General features: G+C 73.4%; 12 protein-coding genes and 1 pseudogene. 4 read left to right on the forward strand and 9 right to left on the reverse strand.

The annotated features are described in order from the left end of the window. Positions 1-231: 231 nt before the first annotated feature. The 6 genes from IH45_RS0110670 to IH45_RS0110695 all read right to left on the reverse strand — a co-directional run bounded on the left by IH45_RS0110670 (position 232) and on the right by IH45_RS0110695 (position 10,415). Entirely contained in the window at positions 232-1,857 is a 1,626-nt protein-coding gene (locus IH45_RS0110670; RefSeq protein WP_030665074.1) for a TRAFAC clade GTPase domain-containing protein, read from the reverse strand. Beyond that, positions 1,854-4,316, reverse strand: a complete 2,463-nt coding sequence (locus IH45_RS0110675; RefSeq protein WP_032917154.1) for a GTPase-associated protein 1-related protein — start codon at positions 4,314-4,316, stop codon at positions 1,854-1,856. Before IH45_RS0110675 ends, IH45_RS0110670 begins: the two co-directional genes overlap by 4 nt. Beyond that, positions 4,313-5,554: a TRAFAC clade GTPase domain-containing protein gene (locus IH45_RS0110680; RefSeq protein ID WP_030665081.1), complete on the reverse strand. Its 1,242-nt coding sequence runs from the start codon at positions 5,552-5,554 to the stop codon at positions 4,313-4,315. The genes IH45_RS0110675 and IH45_RS0110680 overlap by 4 nt, the downstream gene beginning before the upstream one ends. Before the next feature lies 1 nt (position 5,555). Next, complete coding sequence (locus IH45_RS0110685; RefSeq protein WP_030665084.1) at positions 5,556-7,748, reverse strand: fibronectin type III domain-containing protein; 2,193 nt, start codon at positions 7,746-7,748, stop codon at positions 5,556-5,558. A gap of 140 nt (positions 7,749-7,888) precedes the next feature. Continuing rightward, complete coding sequence (locus IH45_RS0110690; RefSeq protein ID WP_030665088.1) at positions 7,889-8,794, reverse strand: metallophosphoesterase family protein; 906 nt, start codon at positions 8,792-8,794, stop codon at positions 7,889-7,891. An 82-nt stretch (positions 8,795-8,876) separates the two neighbouring features. Beyond that, a complete protein-coding gene (locus IH45_RS0110695) occupies positions 8,877-10,415 on the reverse strand; it encodes a PucR family transcriptional regulator (protein WP_030665091.1) in 1,539 nt (512 codons plus the stop codon). A 215-nt stretch (positions 10,416-10,630) separates the two neighbouring features. Between IH45_RS0110695 and IH45_RS0110700 the strand changes: the two genes are divergently transcribed. Continuing rightward, the gene (locus tag IH45_RS0110700; protein WP_030665094.1) at positions 10,631-11,164 is read left to right on the forward strand and encodes a type 1 glutamine amidotransferase domain-containing protein; all 534 of its coding nucleotides are present in this window, start codon (positions 10,631-10,633) and stop codon (positions 11,162-11,164) included. A gap of 18 nt (positions 11,165-11,182) precedes the next feature. On the opposite strand, the gene treZ is transcribed toward IH45_RS0110700, so the two are convergent. Next, positions 11,183-13,105 (reverse strand): malto-oligosyltrehalose trehalohydrolase, encoded by a 1,923-nt coding sequence (gene treZ, locus IH45_RS0110705; RefSeq protein WP_030665097.1) that lies wholly within the window; start codon positions 13,103-13,105, stop codon positions 11,183-11,185. A gap of 49 nt (positions 13,106-13,154) precedes the next feature. After that, a pseudogene (locus tag IH45_RS1000000149815) lies at positions 13,155-13,538 on the reverse strand (GNAT family N-acetyltransferase); the annotation flags it as partial. Positions 13,539-13,709: 171 nt separating this feature from the next. On the opposite strand from IH45_RS1000000149815, the gene IH45_RS0110715 reads away from it, so the two are divergent. From IH45_RS0110715 to IH45_RS1000000149820, 3 genes are all read left to right on the forward strand, one after another. After that, positions 13,710-14,255: a DUF1707 and FHA domain-containing protein gene (locus IH45_RS0110715; RefSeq protein ID WP_030665101.1), complete on the forward strand. Its 546-nt coding sequence runs from the start codon at positions 13,710-13,712 to the stop codon at positions 14,253-14,255. A gap of 139 nt (positions 14,256-14,394) precedes the next feature. Then, positions 14,395-14,883 (forward strand): AAA family ATPase, encoded by a 489-nt coding sequence (locus IH45_RS0110720; protein WP_030665104.1) that lies wholly within the window; start codon positions 14,395-14,397, stop codon positions 14,881-14,883. Between the two features lie 286 nt (positions 14,884-15,169). Further along, a complete protein-coding gene (locus tag IH45_RS1000000149820) occupies positions 15,170-15,355 on the forward strand; it encodes a hypothetical protein (RefSeq protein ID WP_234440495.1) in 186 nt (61 codons plus the stop codon). A gap of 100 nt (positions 15,356-15,455) precedes the next feature. Here IH45_RS1000000149820 and lpdA read toward each other — a convergent pair whose 3' ends face one another. Then, on the reverse strand, positions 15,456-16,925 hold the full coding sequence (gene lpdA, locus IH45_RS0110730; protein ID WP_078897433.1) for a dihydrolipoyl dehydrogenase: 1,470 nt from the start codon (positions 16,923-16,925) through the stop codon (positions 15,456-15,458). Positions 16,926-17,006: the final 81 nt, after the last annotated feature.

Below are 17,006 nucleotides of genomic sequence, written 5' to 3' on the forward strand. Positions count from 1 at the left end.
CCATCGGTTCGTCTCGGTGGGGCCTCGGGTGTGTCAGAGCGGCCCGATCCCTGTCAGTGCGCACAGGAGCGTCGCACCGAGCGCGAGGGCGGTGAGCACCGCCGCGGTGATGAACAAGCCCAGCAGCAACCGCCGGTGACGTGCGATATGCGGTGTCACAACAGGCACTTCGATCTCGACCTCTTCTCTTCCGTTCCCTGTCCGTGCCGGTGACCTGCCGGCCCGGGAAGTTCAGTGGCCCGCCCGCCCGCGTACGGTCTCCGCGCGGGGTCCGGGCGCTCCGCCGGGAGCCGGATCGCCGGCGAGCGCGCCCACCCGCAGCCCGGAACGGGCCAGCACCCACAGCACCGGTTCGGCCGCCCGTAGCTGCTCGCTGTCGAGGGCCCCGGCGCCGGTCGCGGCGTAGGCGCTCACCGCCCAGTAGCGGACCTCCCGGAAGTCGTGCTCCAACCCGCGTACCAGGGACCCGAGTCCGATCTCCGTCAGCCAGCGGTCGATGCGGGCGCCCGGCACCGGCAGGGCGGAGAGCCGGTCCAGCACGTCCCGCTTGGTGACCACCGCGGCCATCGGGATGCGCCGGCGCCGGCCGGTGAGCGCCGACAGTTCGCCGGTCAGCCGCTGGTAGGTGTCCAGCGGGCTCTGGTCGGCGGGGCGTGCGTCACCGGCCCGCTCCACGTCGTCATCCTGAAGGGCACGTCGTACACCCGGCTCGGCGAGGACATCGGCGACCAGGATCACCCCGTCGGCGTGTTCGAGGTACTGCTGCATACGCACGGTGCCCGCGTCGCGGAGCGACTCGCCCATGGGGTCGTACAGATACAGCAGGCGCCGGCGCCGGCCGCGCCCCACCAGCAGCATGAGGGCTCGCGGCTGGCCGCCCTGGGTCTTCAGTGCCCAGTCTGTCCGCTTCAGCTGCTGGTTCAACGAGACCGCGGCCTGGCGGTCGTCCGCGGAGGCGTATTCCACCGTCAGCGGGCTGCGCCGTGACCACGCCTGAAGCCCGGCGGCCATGGCGGCCAGCAGCATGGTCTTGCCGGCCGAGGTGCTGCCGATCAGCGGCAGATGCACGACACGTGTGGTGCCGACGGCCGCGGGCAGGTGCCGGTCGCAGTGCGGGCAACGGGCGGTGAACCGGTCCCGGCCGGTGATCGAGGTGGTGACCAGCCTCTGCCCGCAGGCGCACACGTGCCACAGCGCTCCGTACCGGCCGGGACGCAGCTCACGGTGGGCGGCGCCGCAGTTCGGGCAGTGATGGACCGCCAGCGGAAACGTCCGGTAACAGCCGGGGTACGGGCACACCATCCGAATGCCGCGGACCGTGCGCCACCCTCGCTCCGCCGCGCGGAGCGCCCCGGCCGCCGTCACCGCCGACAACCACACGGCCCCCAGCATCAGCCCGAAGACGGCCAGCGTGACGGCTGTCAGCAGTGCCGCGAGAAGCGCCCCGGCCACCGCTCCGACCGCCGTGCCCGGAGCGAGGAAGCGTCTGAGCGAGCGGGTGAACCGGGTCTCGCCGGGGAGGCCGTTGGAGACGATCCGCCCCTGGAAGAGCCGTTTCGTGATTCGGTGCAGCCAGTCGGCCTCCAGACGGTGCCGGATGGCCAGCATGCTGTTGTACGCCGCGGACCAGGCGTCGAGCCACATCTGCCGCGACCAGTACGCCCGGTGTGCCGGCTCACCCGGCCCCGGCCGCGGGATCCGGGGGTCGGGAGCCCCGGCCTGCCACGGACCGAGCTTCTTCCCCGCAGCCGTCAGCGACAGGCCCAGGAAGAGCCAGAAGGTGGAGAAGACACACAGGGGCACGGCCACCGGGAGGATGATCCACAGGGCGCAGGCCAGCATGGTGGTGAGGGTCATGACGGGCCGCCGTCCTTCCGTGGCGGCTGTACGTCGTTCCACCGCGGGCCGGGCGGCGCGGAGCGGCGGCCCCGGCCGCCGAGCCGCCGGGCGAACCGGCTCAGTGCCCCGGGCCGGTTCCACTGCCGGAACTCCTCGGCCCAGCGTCCCTGGGCACGTTCCAGTGCCGTTTCCACCGAGGCGACCCCTTCTTGCGGCAGGGCGCGCACGACGGGGCGCAGCACCTCATCGAGCAGGCCGTTACGGGTTGCATCCCACACCGGGTCCGTCCCTGGGTGGGAGGACCAGCAGGTGAAGCAGTCGGCGGCGTACATGGGATCGGTGCGCAGCAAGTCGCGTACCCGGTCGGTGCGTGCCTCCCTGCCGTACGCCGCCAGCAGTTCCTCGTCCCGGCAGGCGGCCAGCGCGGACAGCTCACCGTCCGGCCGCTCCGTGTCCAGCAGCCGGCGCGCCACGGCGTCGAAGGCACGCGTCAGCACAGCGGGCTCCACCGGCTCCGCGACGGCCCGCAGGGATGCCGCCCGGGCAGCCCAGCCCTGGCCTGCGGGCCCATGGGTGAGGTCTCCGGCGAATTCGAGCAACAGAAGGGCTCCTCGGACGCGGGGGTCCAGCTCCTCGGGGAAGCAGCGCAGCAGATCACGGGCGAGGTCGGGGGCATGCGGGTCGTCGGCGGGCGCGTCGAGAGCGGCTTGCACCAGCGTGGGCCAGGTGCCCGCCGCCCGGTGGACGTCCGAGCCCGTTTCGCCGAGCAGCAGCGCGGCCTGTCCGGTGGTCGGTGTGCCGCCGTCCCACACCAGGCGCATGGCGGTGCGCAGCACGAGCGGTTCGGTGAACAGGGGAACCCCGGCGCCGTTGACCAAATGGTGCAATGCCGTGACACGATCCTCGTCGGCTGCTGCTCGGGCCATCAGCGCACACATCCGCAGATGAGGCAGTGACTGGGTGTCCGGGACGACAAGCCCGGCCCGGGCGAGCAGCCGGGCCGCCGCCGGCGGATCACCGGCGGCGAGGTCGTCCAGCTTGCCGAACAACGCGACGCGCAGACCGAAGTGGCCGTCGAGGGCACTGCGGACGGCGGGGGCGTCGGCCTGCGCGGGGTCGGCCAGCAGCGCGGCGGACAGCCGTCGCGCGAGGTCCGGGACGAGATCGGCGCAGTCCACCCCGAGGGGGTCGGCGACTGCCAGGAGCTGGAGCGCGCGTATGGCGTCCGACGCCCCGTTCGCGATGCCGTCGCGCAGGTCGGTGGCGAGTTCGGCGGCCAGGCGCCCGCGGTGTTCGGCGGTGAAGGCCGATGGGGACAGGCGGGGAAGTTCGAGGCTGCTCGTGCGGACGGCCTCGGTCAGCACCAGAGCGGCGAGCGGAGCGGTCGCCGCGGCCGGCGCCCTGCCGTCGAGGACCGTGCAGAACCGGGCGAGTGCCGCGGATTCCTCGGCCGTACGGTCGTCCACGGGCGAACAGAGCGCCGCGATGAGCCGGGGCAGCCGGTCCCCGGCCAGCACACCGTGGTGCTCGCAGGCCCAGCCGATGGCCGCGGTACGGCAGGCCGGCCCGAGGACGACGCCGGCGCAGAGGGCCGCCGCGGCGAGCGGGCCGGCGTCGAAGGGGGCGCCCGGCAGCCCGGCGGCTTCCTTGAACAGGTGCGGAGCCCCGCCCAGCCAGATCTGCGCGGCGGTCTCGGCCCACAGGTCGGACACCGGCTCGGTGGATGACCGGCCCGTGCAGTCGTACAGACGGTAGCGATGGTCGTACCCGTCCATGCCCCGGCTGTCGTCCGGAAGGACACCGATGATCTGCTGACCGGCCAGCTGTGGCCGTCTGGTGTAGGTGGTGAACGTGAGCTGGTGGGCGTCGTTCCGGGGCAGGGCGGTGCTGGCCAGCGCGATCCACCGCGCGACGTCGGCGCTGTCCCGCTCGACGAGGACGATCTGCGGTGCGTCGGCGGACTCGGCCGACCGCCGCAGGTCGGCGAAGAACGCGGCAAGCCATGGTGCGCGGGACCCCGCGAAGGCGACCAGGCCCTCCCGGTCGAAGTGTCCGGACGGGGGGAGCGCCGTCAGCGGGGCCGGCTCCGCGCCCTCCGGCGTCCGGACCGCCCACCGGGCGGACTCCCAGGCGGTGATCGGCAATTGGTCACCGGGAAGCCGGGCACCGACGGGCAGGTGGACCGCGTGGGCATGGAAATTGCCCCACCGGCCGCTGTAGTCGGCGCCCGTGTAGACCGTGCGGCTCAGCAGCCGGCTGCCGTCGGACAGCAGGGTGTGGCTGAACATCCGGGGGAAGCCGTCGAGCTGTTCGTCCGTGGGACGCGGCGGGGCGTCGCGCGGCGGCTCGTACCCGATGAGCGGTTCCGCCTCTCGCAGCAGTGATGTCGGCAGCCCCGGCGTGACGGCGGTGAAGCGGAAGCCGGAGCCGTCCGGGCCGGGCGGGGCCGAGGTGTAGTGCAACTGAGCCAGGCTCATGCCGATGCTCCCTTCGCGCCTGCCTTGCGTACGGGAATCAGCCCGCGCCGGCCGAGGAGCCAGAGCAGCGGGTCCTCGACGCGCAGGGGCTGGGGCCCCGATTTGGGAGCGTCGGCCGGAGCCTGGGCGGGCGGCGGCGCGCCGAGTGCCGAGAGCCCGAAGAACGACAGCTCGGCGAAGTCCCGCTCCAGCTGCCGGCGCATCGCCCCGGAGTCCCAGCCCTCCATCAGCGACCGGATCTCCTCGTGCACGGTCAGCCGGTCACCGTCGTCCAGCACTCCACCGTCGTGTGACGCGTTGTGCAGCAGGGGCGAGTGTGAACCGAGCAGTGGGTGCAGCATGTCCGTCTTGGTCACGGCGACGGCCATCGGGGTGGTGACCCGGCCCCGCTGTCTGCCCCGCCCGTGCGACCGCAACTGGGAGGCGAGGTCGGCCGCGATCTGTTGGGGAGCGGTTTCCACGGCAGGGAGCGGCGGTCCCTCCCCGGCAGGCAGCTGGTCGCGTACGGAACCGAGCTGGAGCGGGTCGACCAGCATGATGATGCCGTCGGCCGCCGAGAGGTAGTGGGTGTAGCGGTCCATCGCCTCGGCGCTCTTCAGGTCTTCTCCGGCGGCGTCGAAGAAGACCAGGGCGGTGTGCCGGCTGCCGTCTCCGAAGGGGCCCCGCCGGGGAAGGCTGAGCCTGTAGAGCAGCGGGTCGTTGAAGCCCATCGCGGCGGGGCGGGTGGCCTCGGGCAGCCGCAGTCTGTCGTAGAGGTCCTCGGCCATCTCGCGGTCGCGTCGCTGAGTGTCGCCCCCCATCGCGGCGAGCGAGGCGTTGTAGGCGCCACCCACTCGGTTGCGCAGTTCGTTGACCAGGACGGAGACGTAGGTGCTCTTGCCGGACGCCTTGGCGCCGACCAGAGCGATGATGCGGCTGTCCTGATCGCAGTAGTCGCTGGGGAAGTCGTTGTGACAGTGACGGCAGACCCGTACCGGCGTGGTGGCTCCGCAGCCCGGGCAGGCGGGGAGCGTTCCGCGGCCGCGCAGGCCGCCGAGCCCGCGCGGTGGCGCGAAGACGGGGCCGCGCATCCGCTTCGCCGGCGGCACGCTCGGTCCCATGAACTCGGCCCAGAGATCGTCACGTGCCGCGTCGCAGGGTTTGCCGCCCCGTATGCCGGTGGCCTTCATCAGGCAGCGGTAGGGCAACTGCGCGGCTTTGGCGCGGTGAAAGCAGTAAGGGCAGATGACGGTCGTCATGTCAGCGGATCACCAAGGTCGCGGGAGAGGGTTCGTCGAGGCGTACGGAGGTGGCGTTGCCGCCGAGCAGGAAGCCGCGTAGGGCGAACGGGGGCCGGTGCTCCCCGGTCGGCAGCTCGCGTTCCACCGCGCCGGCGGTACGCAGTTCCTCGCCGCTCACCTGCAGCACGGTGGCTCCGTCGGCGGGGTGGGCCGGGCGGACCGGATCACGTGCGCCGCCGCGCGCCACCAGGACGAATTCCGGCAGGTCGGCCACACCTTCGCCGTCGGGGCAGGTCAGCGTCACACGGACGGTCGCGGTTCTCCGGCGCAGTGGACGGCGAGGTCGCGGCACGATCCGGTAGGTGATGGCGATGTCGGCACCCAGCACCACCTCGGCACCGGTGGCGATCACCGTCGTACCCGCCGTACGGGCCTCGGCGGTCGCGCTCAGCCGCACGGCCGACGGACCGACGGGGATGCGCAGCCCTTCGCGCAGGAACACGCTGCGGGTGACCGGGTACACGTCATGTTTCCCGTCCTGCTCGCGGAACACCGCCACCCGGCCGGTTCCGGCGGGCCAGTCGAAGGTGACCCGGGCCAGTCCGCCGGTGGTGCGCGTGGCACGGAATCCGGTGACCGGAGGCGGCACCTCGATGCGGATGCTCGGCCCGGCCACGGCGCGGTCGCCGAGCACCGCCACGGCGGTCACCCGGGCGGTGCCGGCCGGGGGCGAGAACACTCCGGGGTGGCCGTCGACGAGGGGCCAGGCCAGCGGTTCGGGCAGCGCACGGGACGAGGGGAGGAATGCCGCGCCCGGCTCCGGGGCGTCACCGGGCCATTCGACCAGACGTATGTCGGCACCTGCGCCACCGGTCCAGGTGAAGCGCACGCCGCCGCCCTTCGCGGCCGCCGCCAGCGACCGTACGGGATCGGGCCAGGGGCGGACGGTGTGCCGGGCCTCGATGCCGGGGGAGCGGACTTCCCGGCCCGCCGCCGTGCGGTAACGGCAGCTGACCCGGGCCCGGTACGTGCCGGGCGGGAGCCCCCGGGCGGTGAAGCCCCCGTCGTGTGTGACGGTCTCGGCGGGCCGGCCGTCCGGCCCGGTCAGCGAGACGCTGACGGCTGCGGCTCCGGGCGGGCGCAACCAGGTCGCGTCAAGGCGGTTCGGTCCCTCGGTGAAGCGCAGGTCCGTCACGTCAGGGGCCGCGAGGAAACGTGCGGACACGATGGGCGGTCCGTCGATGAGCCGCTCGCGCAACGGCAGCACGGCGTAACGGATCTCGCTGCCGAGCGGCGGCTTTCGGTCCTCGAAGCAACTGTCCGCCGTGTCGGCGAGAACGGCCGGTGACTCGTCGGGCGCGGCGAGCCGGATGACCCGCCACATCTGTACGTCCGGGTCGGCGGGCCAGGTCAGGGTCACCGAGTCCGGGCCGAGCCCGGCAGCCGGCGAGTCCGTACCGGCTTGACGGGTGCGGACGAGGCCCCGCAGCGCGTCGGGATCGTCGCAGGCCAGCCGCGCGGCTGACAGGTAGAGCTCACCGGCCGCTTCCGGGTCGCCCTCGTCCTCCAGCCGGGCCGCCGCGGCAAGCTTTTCCTCGGTGTCCCGCAGGGCTGCGACGATCTGCCGCATGCGCCGGCCCAGCCATGGGTCCTGCTCCGCCGCGCGCGGAAGCTCCCGGACGAGCCGGTCGGCAGCATGCAGGCGCCGATGCTCCCACTCGTCCTCCAGAGCCTGCGCCGCGGCCCGCTGCGCAGACGAGAACCGGGGGAGCGCGCGGGCCGCGTGGACCAGTGCCCGGGCTTCGTCAGGCGCAACGCCCAGCGCTACGGCCGTGGCGGCATCTTTGCCCTGAGGGTGGTCCTGCAACAGCTCGGTCAGCTGGTACAGGAGCACCCGCCGCAGTGCTGCGGGGTGGCGGGCGTGCACGTCCTGCAGGGCGCGCAGAAGCCGTGCCGCGTTCGGGCGGAGCACCGAGATTCGCTGGAGCTCCTGGTGGCCGACGCGCTCCCGTGCGCGGTGTCGGCGGGAGACGAACACCCCGTCCAGTATGTGCAGGTGAGCGTCGTCGGACGTGAGCGCTTCGCCGAGGTGTCGCAGGCCGAGGGTGCGTTGGAGGGACAGGAGTTGCCCGTAGTGCGGGATGAGAGGGGACAGGGGCAGGTCGGACACTGCCCCGGACAGGCCGAGGTGGTGCCCGAACTCCAACCCCACCGTGCGCCCCCGCGATCACCACCGAAATCGTGGTACCCATCCCACCAGAAGACTCCGCACCACGGGCAGGTTTTCGGAAGTTCGCTCCCACCCTGGCAACTGCACGCGGCCGCCGTGCTCCCCGGCCCGCCCGCCGCCCCTCAGAACTGCGGCGCCCGCTCCACCGCCGGCAGGATCTGCACCAGCTGCCCCGGGGCCGCCTTGCGGCGGCGCCATTCGCGGGGATAACCGAGCGAGACCTCGACATGCGGAATGCCGTCCACCTCGATGGTGCGCGGGATGTGGAGGTGGCCGTAGACGACGGAGGCGGCGCGGAAGCGGCGGGGCCAGTCGGCGGTGGCCTTGGTGCCGCACCACAGGGCGAACTCCGGGTGCCACAGCGGCTCGGTGGGTTCGCGGACGATGGGCCAGTGGTTGACCAGTACGGTGGGCAGGTCTTCGGGAATTTCGGCGAGCCGGGCCTCGGTGGCCGCCACGCGGGCCCGGCACCACGCCTCCCTGGTCGGGTACGGGTCCGGGTGCAGGAAGAACTCGTCCGTGCAGACCACCCCGGCCTGCTCGGCGACGGCCAGCGCCGCCTCCTTGGTGTAGGTGCCGGGCGGGCGGAAGCTGTAGTCGTACAGCGCGAAGAGCGGGGCGATCACGGCCGGGCCGCCCTCGCCCTCCCACACCGGGTAGGGGTCCTCGGGCGTGAGCACGCCCAACTCCCGGCACAGCGCCACCAGGTGTTCGTAGCGACGGACGCCGCGCAGCTGTACGGGGTCGTTGGACGGCGTCCACAGTTCGTGGTTGCCGGGCACCCAGATCACCTTGGCGAAGCGCCGGCTGAGCACGGTCAGCGCCCAGCGGATGTCCTCGACGTACTCACCGACGTCCCCGGCCACCAGCAGCCAGTCGGCCTCCGAGGCGGGCCGCAGCCGGTCGACGATGGCGCGGTTCTCCTCGTAGCGGATGTGCAGGTCGCTGATGGCCATCAGCCTGCCGGGCGCCGCGCCGTCCCGGTCGGCCTCGGCGGCGCGGTCTCCTTCGGAGCATGGGGTCTGCATCCCCTGACGGTAGGACAGGAGAGGGGGGCGGGGACATGCAGGGGGGTGGGCTGTTGGACACACCGGGGCGCGGCGGAGGCCGTCAGGGCCGTCCGGGGCCGCCGGCCGGGATGTCGCCGCCGCTTCGGATGCGGGTGGCCAGCCACAGGTCGAAGCGGTCGTCGGGGTCGTCGAGGCGACGGCCCGTCAGGTCCATGGCCTTGTCGAGCCGGTTGCGTACGGTGTGCCGGTGCACGCCGAGGCGGCGGCTGGTGGCGTCCCACGCGCCGCCGGTCTCCAGCCAGGCGGCGAGCGTCGTCAGCAACTCCTCGCCGTGGTCGGCGAGATCGAGCGGGCCGAGGACGGCGTCGGCGTAACCGTGCAGGGTACGGCGGTCGCCGAGGTCCAGCAGCAGCCGGCTGGCCGCGCTCTGGCGGGCCTCCTCGGGGACCCCGCTCGCCCGGCTGACGCCCAGCAGCCCGGCCGCCTGCCGCAGGGAGACCCGTACGGTGTCCGGCGGGGCGAGCGGGCCGATGCCCGCGGGGCAGCGCGGCGCGAACCGGCCGAGCACGTCCCGTACGTCCAGCCCCGCGCCCACCACCGCCTCGACGAGCCCGCTCTCCGCGACGCGGACCAGGCCGCCGGGGACGGCCAGGGCCAGGTCGGCGGCGATGTCGTACGGACCGCTGTCCGCCGGGTCCGCGGCCGGGGGCTCGACCACGACGCCGCGGACCCGGTCGTCGTGCAGGCCGGCGGCGGCCAGGATGCCGTGGGCGCGGCCCGCCGGGCCCTCCTCGTCGGACAGCAGCTCCGCGAGCAGTGCCGACCTGCGGCGGCGCTCCGGCTCGTCCATCAGGTGGCGGCGCTCCAGCTCCAGAGAGAGCAGCGAGACCAGGCCGGGCACCACAGCGCGCGCTGCCGCGTCCGGGGAGCCGGTGAGCAGCAGCAGACCGCGCAGCCGCCGGGCGCCGAGCGGCTGCACCTCCAGCTGGCGGCCTCCGGCCGTACTGGACGCGCTGCCGCGCAGGCCGCGGGCGGCGACCCGCTCCACAAGGTCCCGCGCCGCCGGTGGCGGAGCGGACTGCCCGCCGCCCGTGGCGAGCAGCCGGCCCAGCGGGTCGAGCACCGTGGCGCCGACTCCGGTGGCGGCGGTCCACTCCTCCAGCATCGGCTGGAGGCCACTGTCCGTCGCCGCCGCGGTGAGCCGCCGCTGCGTCGCGAACGCGCGCTGCAGTACGGTGCGCTGTTCGTCGGCGCGCGCGTCGAACACCGCCTTGGTGACCGCGATGAACGGCACCTCGTCGGGCACCGTCAGCAGCGGCAGGCCCGCTTCGCGCGCGGCGTCGACCAGCGGCGCGGGGGCCTTCTGGTAGGGGAGCCCACGGCCCAGTCCGAGCGCCAGGCAGGCCGCCCCGCCCTCGGTCACGTCCTGGACGTACGCCCGGCAGGCCGCCGGCTCCATCGGCAGCACCAGGCCGATCGTCATCAGCAGCTCGCCGCCTTGCAGCCACTTGCCGGGATGCAGCAGGTCGGAGACGGTCGCGGCCTCGACCGTACGGTCCAGCTGCCCCGCCGGGACGTCGTAGGTGACCGACAGGTTCAGCTCCGGCCGGGCGAGGAGGTCGGCGATACGCAGAGGCATGGACACAGTGTCTAACAGGCGAGACCACTCTCGACAATCGGGCCAGCGGGGCTGCGCTGCCCCGTTTGCGGGCGACGCAACCCGGTACCCGCTTACCGAGGGTGAATCACCTCCCATTTGGCACGTTTTTGCCCGGTTGTGGCCGGGGATGCGAAAAGAAGACCGCGAAGGGAACACCTCTTCGTCAGCAGGACGAGCGCAAAGGATGAACGGCCATGCAGGTGGCGTTTCTCGTAGCACCCGAAGGCATCGAGCAGGTCGAGCTGACCGAACCGTGGCAGGCGGTGATCGACGCGGGCGGCACGCCGAAGCTGGTCTCCACCGAGTCCGGCCGTGTGCAGGCGTACAACCACCTGGACAAGGCGGACACCTTCCCCGTCGACCAGACCGTGGACCAGGCGCAGGTCGGCGACTTCGACGGGCTGGTGCTGCCCGGCGGCGTGGCCAACCCGGACGCGCTGCGGATGAATGAGAAGGCCGTGGCCTTCGCCCGCGGCTTCTTCGACGCGGGCAAGCCGGTCGCGGCCATCTGCCACGCGCCCTGGACGCTGATCGAGGCGGACGTGGTCCGCGACCGTACGCTGACGTCCTGGCCGAGCCTGCAGACGGACATCCGGAACGCCGGCGGCACCTGGGTGGACGAGCAGGTCAAGGTCTGCACCGGCGGCCCGAACAAGCTGATCACCAGCCGTAAGCCGGACGACCTGAAGGCGTTCTGCGAGACCTTCGTCGCGGAGTTCAAGCGCTGATTCCCCGTCCGGGGCAGGTCACTCCTCCTCCTTCAGCACCGCGGCCGACCCGGGCGGCAGTCTCAGGACGCCGCCCGGACCGGCCGCGACGGCGTCCGGGGTGCCGTTGGTACGCGCGGCACCCGTGATGTACGAGGTGTCCGGCCAGGCCGCCAGCACCCGCGCCCGCCCGCCGGACCCGGGCACCTCGGCCGTGCCCTCCCCGTCCAGACGCACCACCACCCGCACCGCCCCGCGCCGCACGGACAGCCAGCGGGCCTCCTCGTCGTAGGTGACCTCGGTCCGTGTCATGTCCGGGTCGGTCAGCTCCGGGTGTGCGGCGCGCACCGCGAGCAGGGTGCGGTACCAGGCCAGCAGGGCCGCGTGCGGCTCGCGCTCCGGCTCCGACCAGTCCAGGCAGGAACGGTTCCGCGTGGCCGGGTCCTGCGGATCCGGGATCTCCGACTCCCGCCAGCCGTGCGCGGCGAACTCGCGGCGGCGCCCGTCGCGTACCGCCGCGGCCAGTTCCGGGTCCGTGTGGTCGGTGAAGAACTGCCAGGGCGTACGGGCACCCCACTCCTCGCCCATGAACAGCATCGGTGTGAACGGGGCGCACAGCACCAGCGCGGCACCACAGGCGATCAGGCCGGGGGAGAGGCCGGCGGCCAGCCGGTCGCCGAGTGCCCGGTTGCCGATCTGGTCGTGCGTCTGGGCGTAGGCCAGCAGACGGTGGGCGTCGGTGGCGCGCCGGTCCAGCGGGCTGCCGTGCCGCCGGCCGCGGAAGCTGGAGTACGTACCGTCGTGGAAGAAGCCGCCGGTCAGCGTCTTGGCGAGGGCGGCGAGCGGTGCACGCGCGAAGTCGGCGTAGTAGCCCTGGGACTCGCCGGTCAGCGCTGTGTGGAGGCTGTGGTGGAAGTCGTCGTTCCACTGCGCGTGCAGGCCGTGGCCGCCGCTGGAGCGCGGCGCGAGGACGCGCGGATCGTTGAGATCGGACTCGGCGATCAGGAAGAGCGGGCGGCGCAGGTGTGTGGCGAGCGCGTCGACCGCACCGGACAGGTCGGCGAGGAAATGGCGGGCCCGGGTGTCGTGCAGGGCATGTACGGCATCGAGCCGCAGCCCGTCGATCCGGTAGTCCCGCAGCCAGGCGAGCGCGCTCCCGATGAAGTACGCGCGCACCTCGTCCGACCCGGGCGCGTCGAGGTTGACCGCGGCGCCCCACGGAGTGTGGTGGGTCTCCGTGAAATACGGCCCGAAAGCGGGCAGATGATTGCCGGACGGGCCCAGGTGGTTGTGCACGACGTCCAGGACGACGCCCAGACCGTGCCCGTGCGCGGCGTCCACCAGCCGCTTGAGCCCGTCCGGACCGCCGTACGGTTCATGAACGGCCCAGGGCGCGACGCCCTCGTACCCCCAGCCGTGCGTCCCGGGAAACGGGCACACCGGCATCAGCGCCAGATGGGTGATGCCCAGGTCGGCTAGGTGGGGCAGGCGCTCGACGGCCGCGTCGAAGGTGCCGGCGCCGGTGAACGTGCCCACGTGCAGCTCGTACAGCACCGCCCCCGGCAGGGGCCGCCCGCGCCACGCGTGCCGCCAGGCGAACCGGCCGTGCTCGACGACCGCGCTCGGCCCGTCCGGCCCTTCGGGCTGCCGGACCGAGCGCGGGTCGGGCAGCAGCGGGCCGTCGTCGAGGCGGAAGCCGTAGCGGTCACCGTGGCGGGCCGGTACATCGGCCCGCCACCAGCCCGCACGGCCGGGGGCGCGCTCCATGGGGACGTGCTCGGCGGGTACGGACCCGGTGGGGACGTACCCGGTCGCCACGGCGTGCCCGGTGGTCAGGGCACCGTTCGCGACACGGCCGCCCGCCGCACCGTCCTCCACTTCGTCGCCTTCCGCGCGTCCATGGGGCGACACGAAATGCAGCGCGACCCGTTCGGCGTCCGGTGCCCACACCTCGAAGAGCACGGCTGTCCTCCTTCGTCCGGCGCGCGGACGAAGAAAGCCCCGTCCGGCCTCAGATGAAGAATGCACGCTCCCGCGTCATCGGGTAGCCCGCCTTGGCGAAAGCCGCCGCCATCGGGACGTTCGGCTGGTCCGTTTCGCCGACGGTCCTCTCCGCGCCCTCGGCCGCGAGACGGCGGGTGGCGACCTCGCCTCCCCGCCCGGGCGGGGAGGTCCAGGCGACCCGCCACCAGTCGCGGGGCGACGGGCATCAGTGGAAGAAGTCCAGTTCCTCCCGCGCGGCCTGCTCCACGCCGCCCTCGGCGGTTGCCCTGCGGGCCTGGGCGTCCAGCGAGCCGGTCTCGACGCGCCGCAGAATGTCCAGGATCACACCGTCGTCCGGCTCCGGCCGGAACAGCAGTCGGCCCGGCGGACGGGACGGGAGCGTACACAGGGGTACGTCGGCACGGCTCTCGTCTCCTCTCCTTCTCGCGGGCCGGCGGCGATCGCAGCCGGAGGGCGGGCGGGGTACCAGGGGTTTCCGAGGGGGCCGCCACCGGCCGCGGCTGCCCCGCACCACGGCCTTCCAGGCTGGACACCGGCCCGCGGGCGCCGGACAATCACCCGCATGACATCGCTGGAGTTCCCGGCCCGACCGGCGCGCCCGTCGGAAGCCGACCGGGAGCGCGCCTTGGAGCTGCTGCGCGAGGGCGCGGCGCAAGGCAGGCTGTCCCAGGACACCTTCCTGCGGCGGCTGGAACTGGTGCTGAGCGCCCGCCGGCACGCCGAACTCGACGCCGCCACGGCCGATCTCGCCTCCCGCGGTCGGGTCGAGGGCGCCGTGCTGCGCGCGGTGGGCAAGATGTCGGCGTTCAACATCATGGTCCGCCGGGCATGGAGCCGCGAACGCCTGCCGAAGCTCCTCCTCCCCGCCCCGGGCCCGTTCCCCCTCCTCATAGGCCGGGCCCCCGGCTCCGGCCTGCGCCTGAACCACGACACCGTCTCCCGCTCCCACGCCGAACTCCGCAACACCAACGGCACCTGGTTCCTCCGTGACCTCGGCTCCACCAACGGCACCTGCGTCAACGGGCGCCGGGTGGTGGGGGAGGTATCGGTGCAGCAGGGGGACCATGTTGCGTTCGGGAGTGTGGGGTACGTCCTTACGCAGGGGTAGGTACGGAGGGAAGGCGGCGGACGGCCCGGCCTGGGCCGAGGCCGGCCGCCTTCCGGCTCCTTCGGAGGCACAGCCGGATGTGCCCATGGGGCGGGCCGGACCCGGCTGAAGCGGCCTGCCAACCCGAAGGAGACCGTCGTTGAGTGAGCCGTTCACGGGACTTGACCTGGCCGTTCTCGTGGGGTTGCAGGCGTCCGGCAAGTCGGCCTTCTACGGGCAGTGCCTCTCCGGGCGCTACGCGCTCGTCAGCAAGGATCTGTTCCCGCGGGCGGCCCGCAACAAGCAGCAGCGGCAGCTGCGACTGGTGGGAGAGGCGCTCGCCGCCGGTCGGCCGGTGGCGGTCGACAACACCAATCCGTCGCCGGCGGAGTGGCAGCCACTGGTGACGCTGGGGCGGAACCGGGGCGCGAGCGTGACGGCGTACTGGTTCCCGCCGGATGTCGCGGGCTCGCTGCGGCGCAACGCCGTGCGGACGGGCCGCGACCGGGTGCCGGACGTCAGCATCCACGCCACGTTCAAGCGCCTGCGCGAACCTTCGCTCGCGGACGGGTTCACCACCGTGCTGGAGGTGCGGTTCGACGGACGCGGCGGGTTCGAGGTGCGGAGGGTGGCGGGTGGGGCGGAGTGACGGGGGCGGGGACGGCCAGGGGTGTGCGCGGTAAGCCTTCGCGGCACCGGCCCTACTGGTGATCCAGTACGGGTCCGCCCGGCGTCCCCTTGAGGCGGGCCGGGGCCGCGTTTCGTCCGGCCGGACGACGGACCGGCGGGGGACGGGCCGGATGCTGATGACGGCCGCTCACGAGGCGGGGCCATCCACGAGACGGGTGGCTCCCGCATCCGGCGGGCGCTTTGCAGCACGAGGCTGCCCGTCGGCTGCTATCGCGGCCCTCAGCGTCCTCACGCCGGGCGCCGTCGTGCTGCTGCGGGACCACCCGGATACGGTGACCGACGCTGTGTGGGTCCGCACGGTCATCGTCGTGCTGCCCGGGGCGTTTCCGGCGTGGCTGAGGACCGAACAGGGCGTGTGCGGCGTGCTGTTGGTTGGTGTGGTCCTGATCGTCAACGGCGCGCGGGTGCGGTCGGTGTTCGCCGGCCGCTGAGGGGGCGGATGCCCGGAGCCGGGTGGCGCCCGGGGGCTCGTATGTCCGGAGCCGGGCGGCGCCCGGGGGCTCGTACGCCCGTTCCGTGCGCCCCCGCCCCTCAATGCTGATGCAGCCCCCGCCCCGCCAGCGTCAGAAACGTCTCACCGACCGCCTCCGACAACGTCGGATGCGCGTGGATGTGCTGCGCCACGTCGGACGGTTCGGCGTCCCAGGCGACGATCAGCTGGCTCTCGGCGATCATTTCGGAGACGTGCGGGCCGACCAGGTGGACACCGAGTACGGTTCCGGTGGCCTCGCCGCCCGCGCCGTCCGCCGCCGCGACGACCTTCACCACGCCGCCCTGCCCGTGCACCATGCCCTTGGCGACCGCCGTCAGCGGCATCGTGTTGACCCGTATCTCCAGGCCGCGGGCCCGTGCCTCGGCCTCGGTCAGGCCGACCGAGGCGGTCTGCGGCGAGGAGTACGTCACGCGCGGCACGGTCGCGTGGTCCACCGGCCGGGACGGCACGCCGGCCAGCGTCTCGGCGACCAGCAGGCCTTCCGCGAAGGAGGCGTGCGCCAGGCCCGGCGAGGGAGGCGGCAGCAGGTCGCCCACGACGTGGATGCCGGGTACGGCGGTCTCCAGCCGGGACCAGTCGGCGGGCGGCACGAAACCGCGTGCGTCGGTGGCGAGTCCGGCCGCGGCGAGGTCCAGGCCGTCGGTCACCGGGACCCGGCCGACCGCGACGAGCAGCCGCTCGGCCTCGACGGTCTCCTCGCCGCCGCGGGTGCGTACGGTGGCCCGTACACCGGACTCCGTCACCTCGGTCCCGGTCAGCGTCGAGTCCGTACGGACCGTGATGCCGCGCTTCTTCAGGCCGCGCGCCAAGTGGCGGCTCACCTCCTCGTCCTCCAGGGGCAGCAGCCGGCCGACGGCCTCCACGAGGGTCACCCGGGCGCCCATCGACCGGTGGAAGGACGCGTACTCGACGCCGATCGCGCCGCCGCCCAGCACCAGGACCGAGTCCGGCAGACCGGGCGCGAACAGGGCGTCGTCGCTGGTGACGACGGTACGGCCGTCGGGTGCGAGGCCGGGCAGCAGGCGCGGGCGGGAGCCGGTGGCGAGCACGATGCCGCGCCGCGCGGTGAACTCCCCGCCGTCCGGTGCCGCGACGAACACGGAGCGCGGGCCGGTCAGGCGCGCGCTCCCGCGCACCACACGCACCCCGGCACGCTCCAAGTGCCCTTCCACGCCCCGGTGATTACGCGTCACGATGTCGTCCCGGGTGGCGGTCAGCGCGCCCCAGTCGACGCTGTCGAGCGTGGCCTTCACGCCCCAGCGCTCGCGGGCCTCGGCGATGCCGTCCACCAGTTCCGCCGCGTGCAGCATCGCCTTGCTCGGGATGCAGCCGCGGTGCAGACAGGTCCCGCCGACGAGGTCCCGCTCGGCGAGGACCACCCGCAGCCCGAGGGAGGCGGCCCGCAGGGCCGTGCTGTAGCCGCCGGTCCCGCCGCCGATGACGATCACGTCGGTCTCGCCGCCGGGCGCGGCCCCCGTCCCCGTACCACCGCTGTTCATGTCGCTCATGCGGCCAGCCTCCGCCCCCGCCCGCCCATGAGTCCAAGGCAATGTTTCCATGGAGGCGATGAACATCGTTCATGGGAGGGC

This window comes from Streptomyces rimosus subsp. rimosus (genome assembly GCF_000720725.1).
In the GTDB taxonomy this organism is placed as follows: domain Bacteria; phylum Actinomycetota; class Actinomycetes; order Streptomycetales; family Streptomycetaceae; genus Streptomyces; species Streptomyces rimosus_A.

What these genes read in the sequence shown, in the direction of transcription:
- IH45_RS0110680 (WP_030665081.1), bottom strand. Translation starts at nt 5,554, where the DNA reads ATGACGACCGTCATCTGCCCTTACTGCTTTCACCGCGCCAAAGCCGCG.
- IH45_RS0110695 (WP_030665091.1), bottom strand. Translation starts at nt 10,415, where the DNA reads ATGCCTCTGCGTATCGCCGACCTCCTCGCCCGGCCGGAGCTGAACCTG.
- IH45_RS0110675 (WP_032917154.1), bottom strand. Translation starts at nt 4,316, where the DNA reads ATGAGCCTGGCTCAGTTGCACTACACCTCGGCCCCGCCCGGCCCGGAC.
- IH45_RS0110690 (WP_030665088.1), bottom strand. Translation starts at nt 8,794, where the DNA reads ATGCAGACCCCATGCTCCGAAGGAGACCGCGCCGCCGAGGCCGACCGG.
- lpdA (WP_078897433.1), bottom strand. Translation starts at nt 16,925, where the DNA reads ATGAGCGACATGAACAGCGGTGGTACGGGGACGGGGGCCGCGCCCGGC.
- IH45_RS0110715 (WP_030665101.1), top strand. Translation starts at nt 13,710, where the DNA reads ATGACATCGCTGGAGTTCCCGGCCCGACCGGCGCGCCCGTCGGAAGCC.
- IH45_RS0110700 (WP_030665094.1), top strand. Translation starts at nt 10,631, where the DNA reads ATGCAGGTGGCGTTTCTCGTAGCACCCGAAGGCATCGAGCAGGTCGAG.
- IH45_RS0110670 (WP_030665074.1), bottom strand. Translation starts at nt 1,857, where the DNA reads ATGACCCTCACCACCATGCTGGCCTGCGCCCTGTGGATCATCCTCCCG.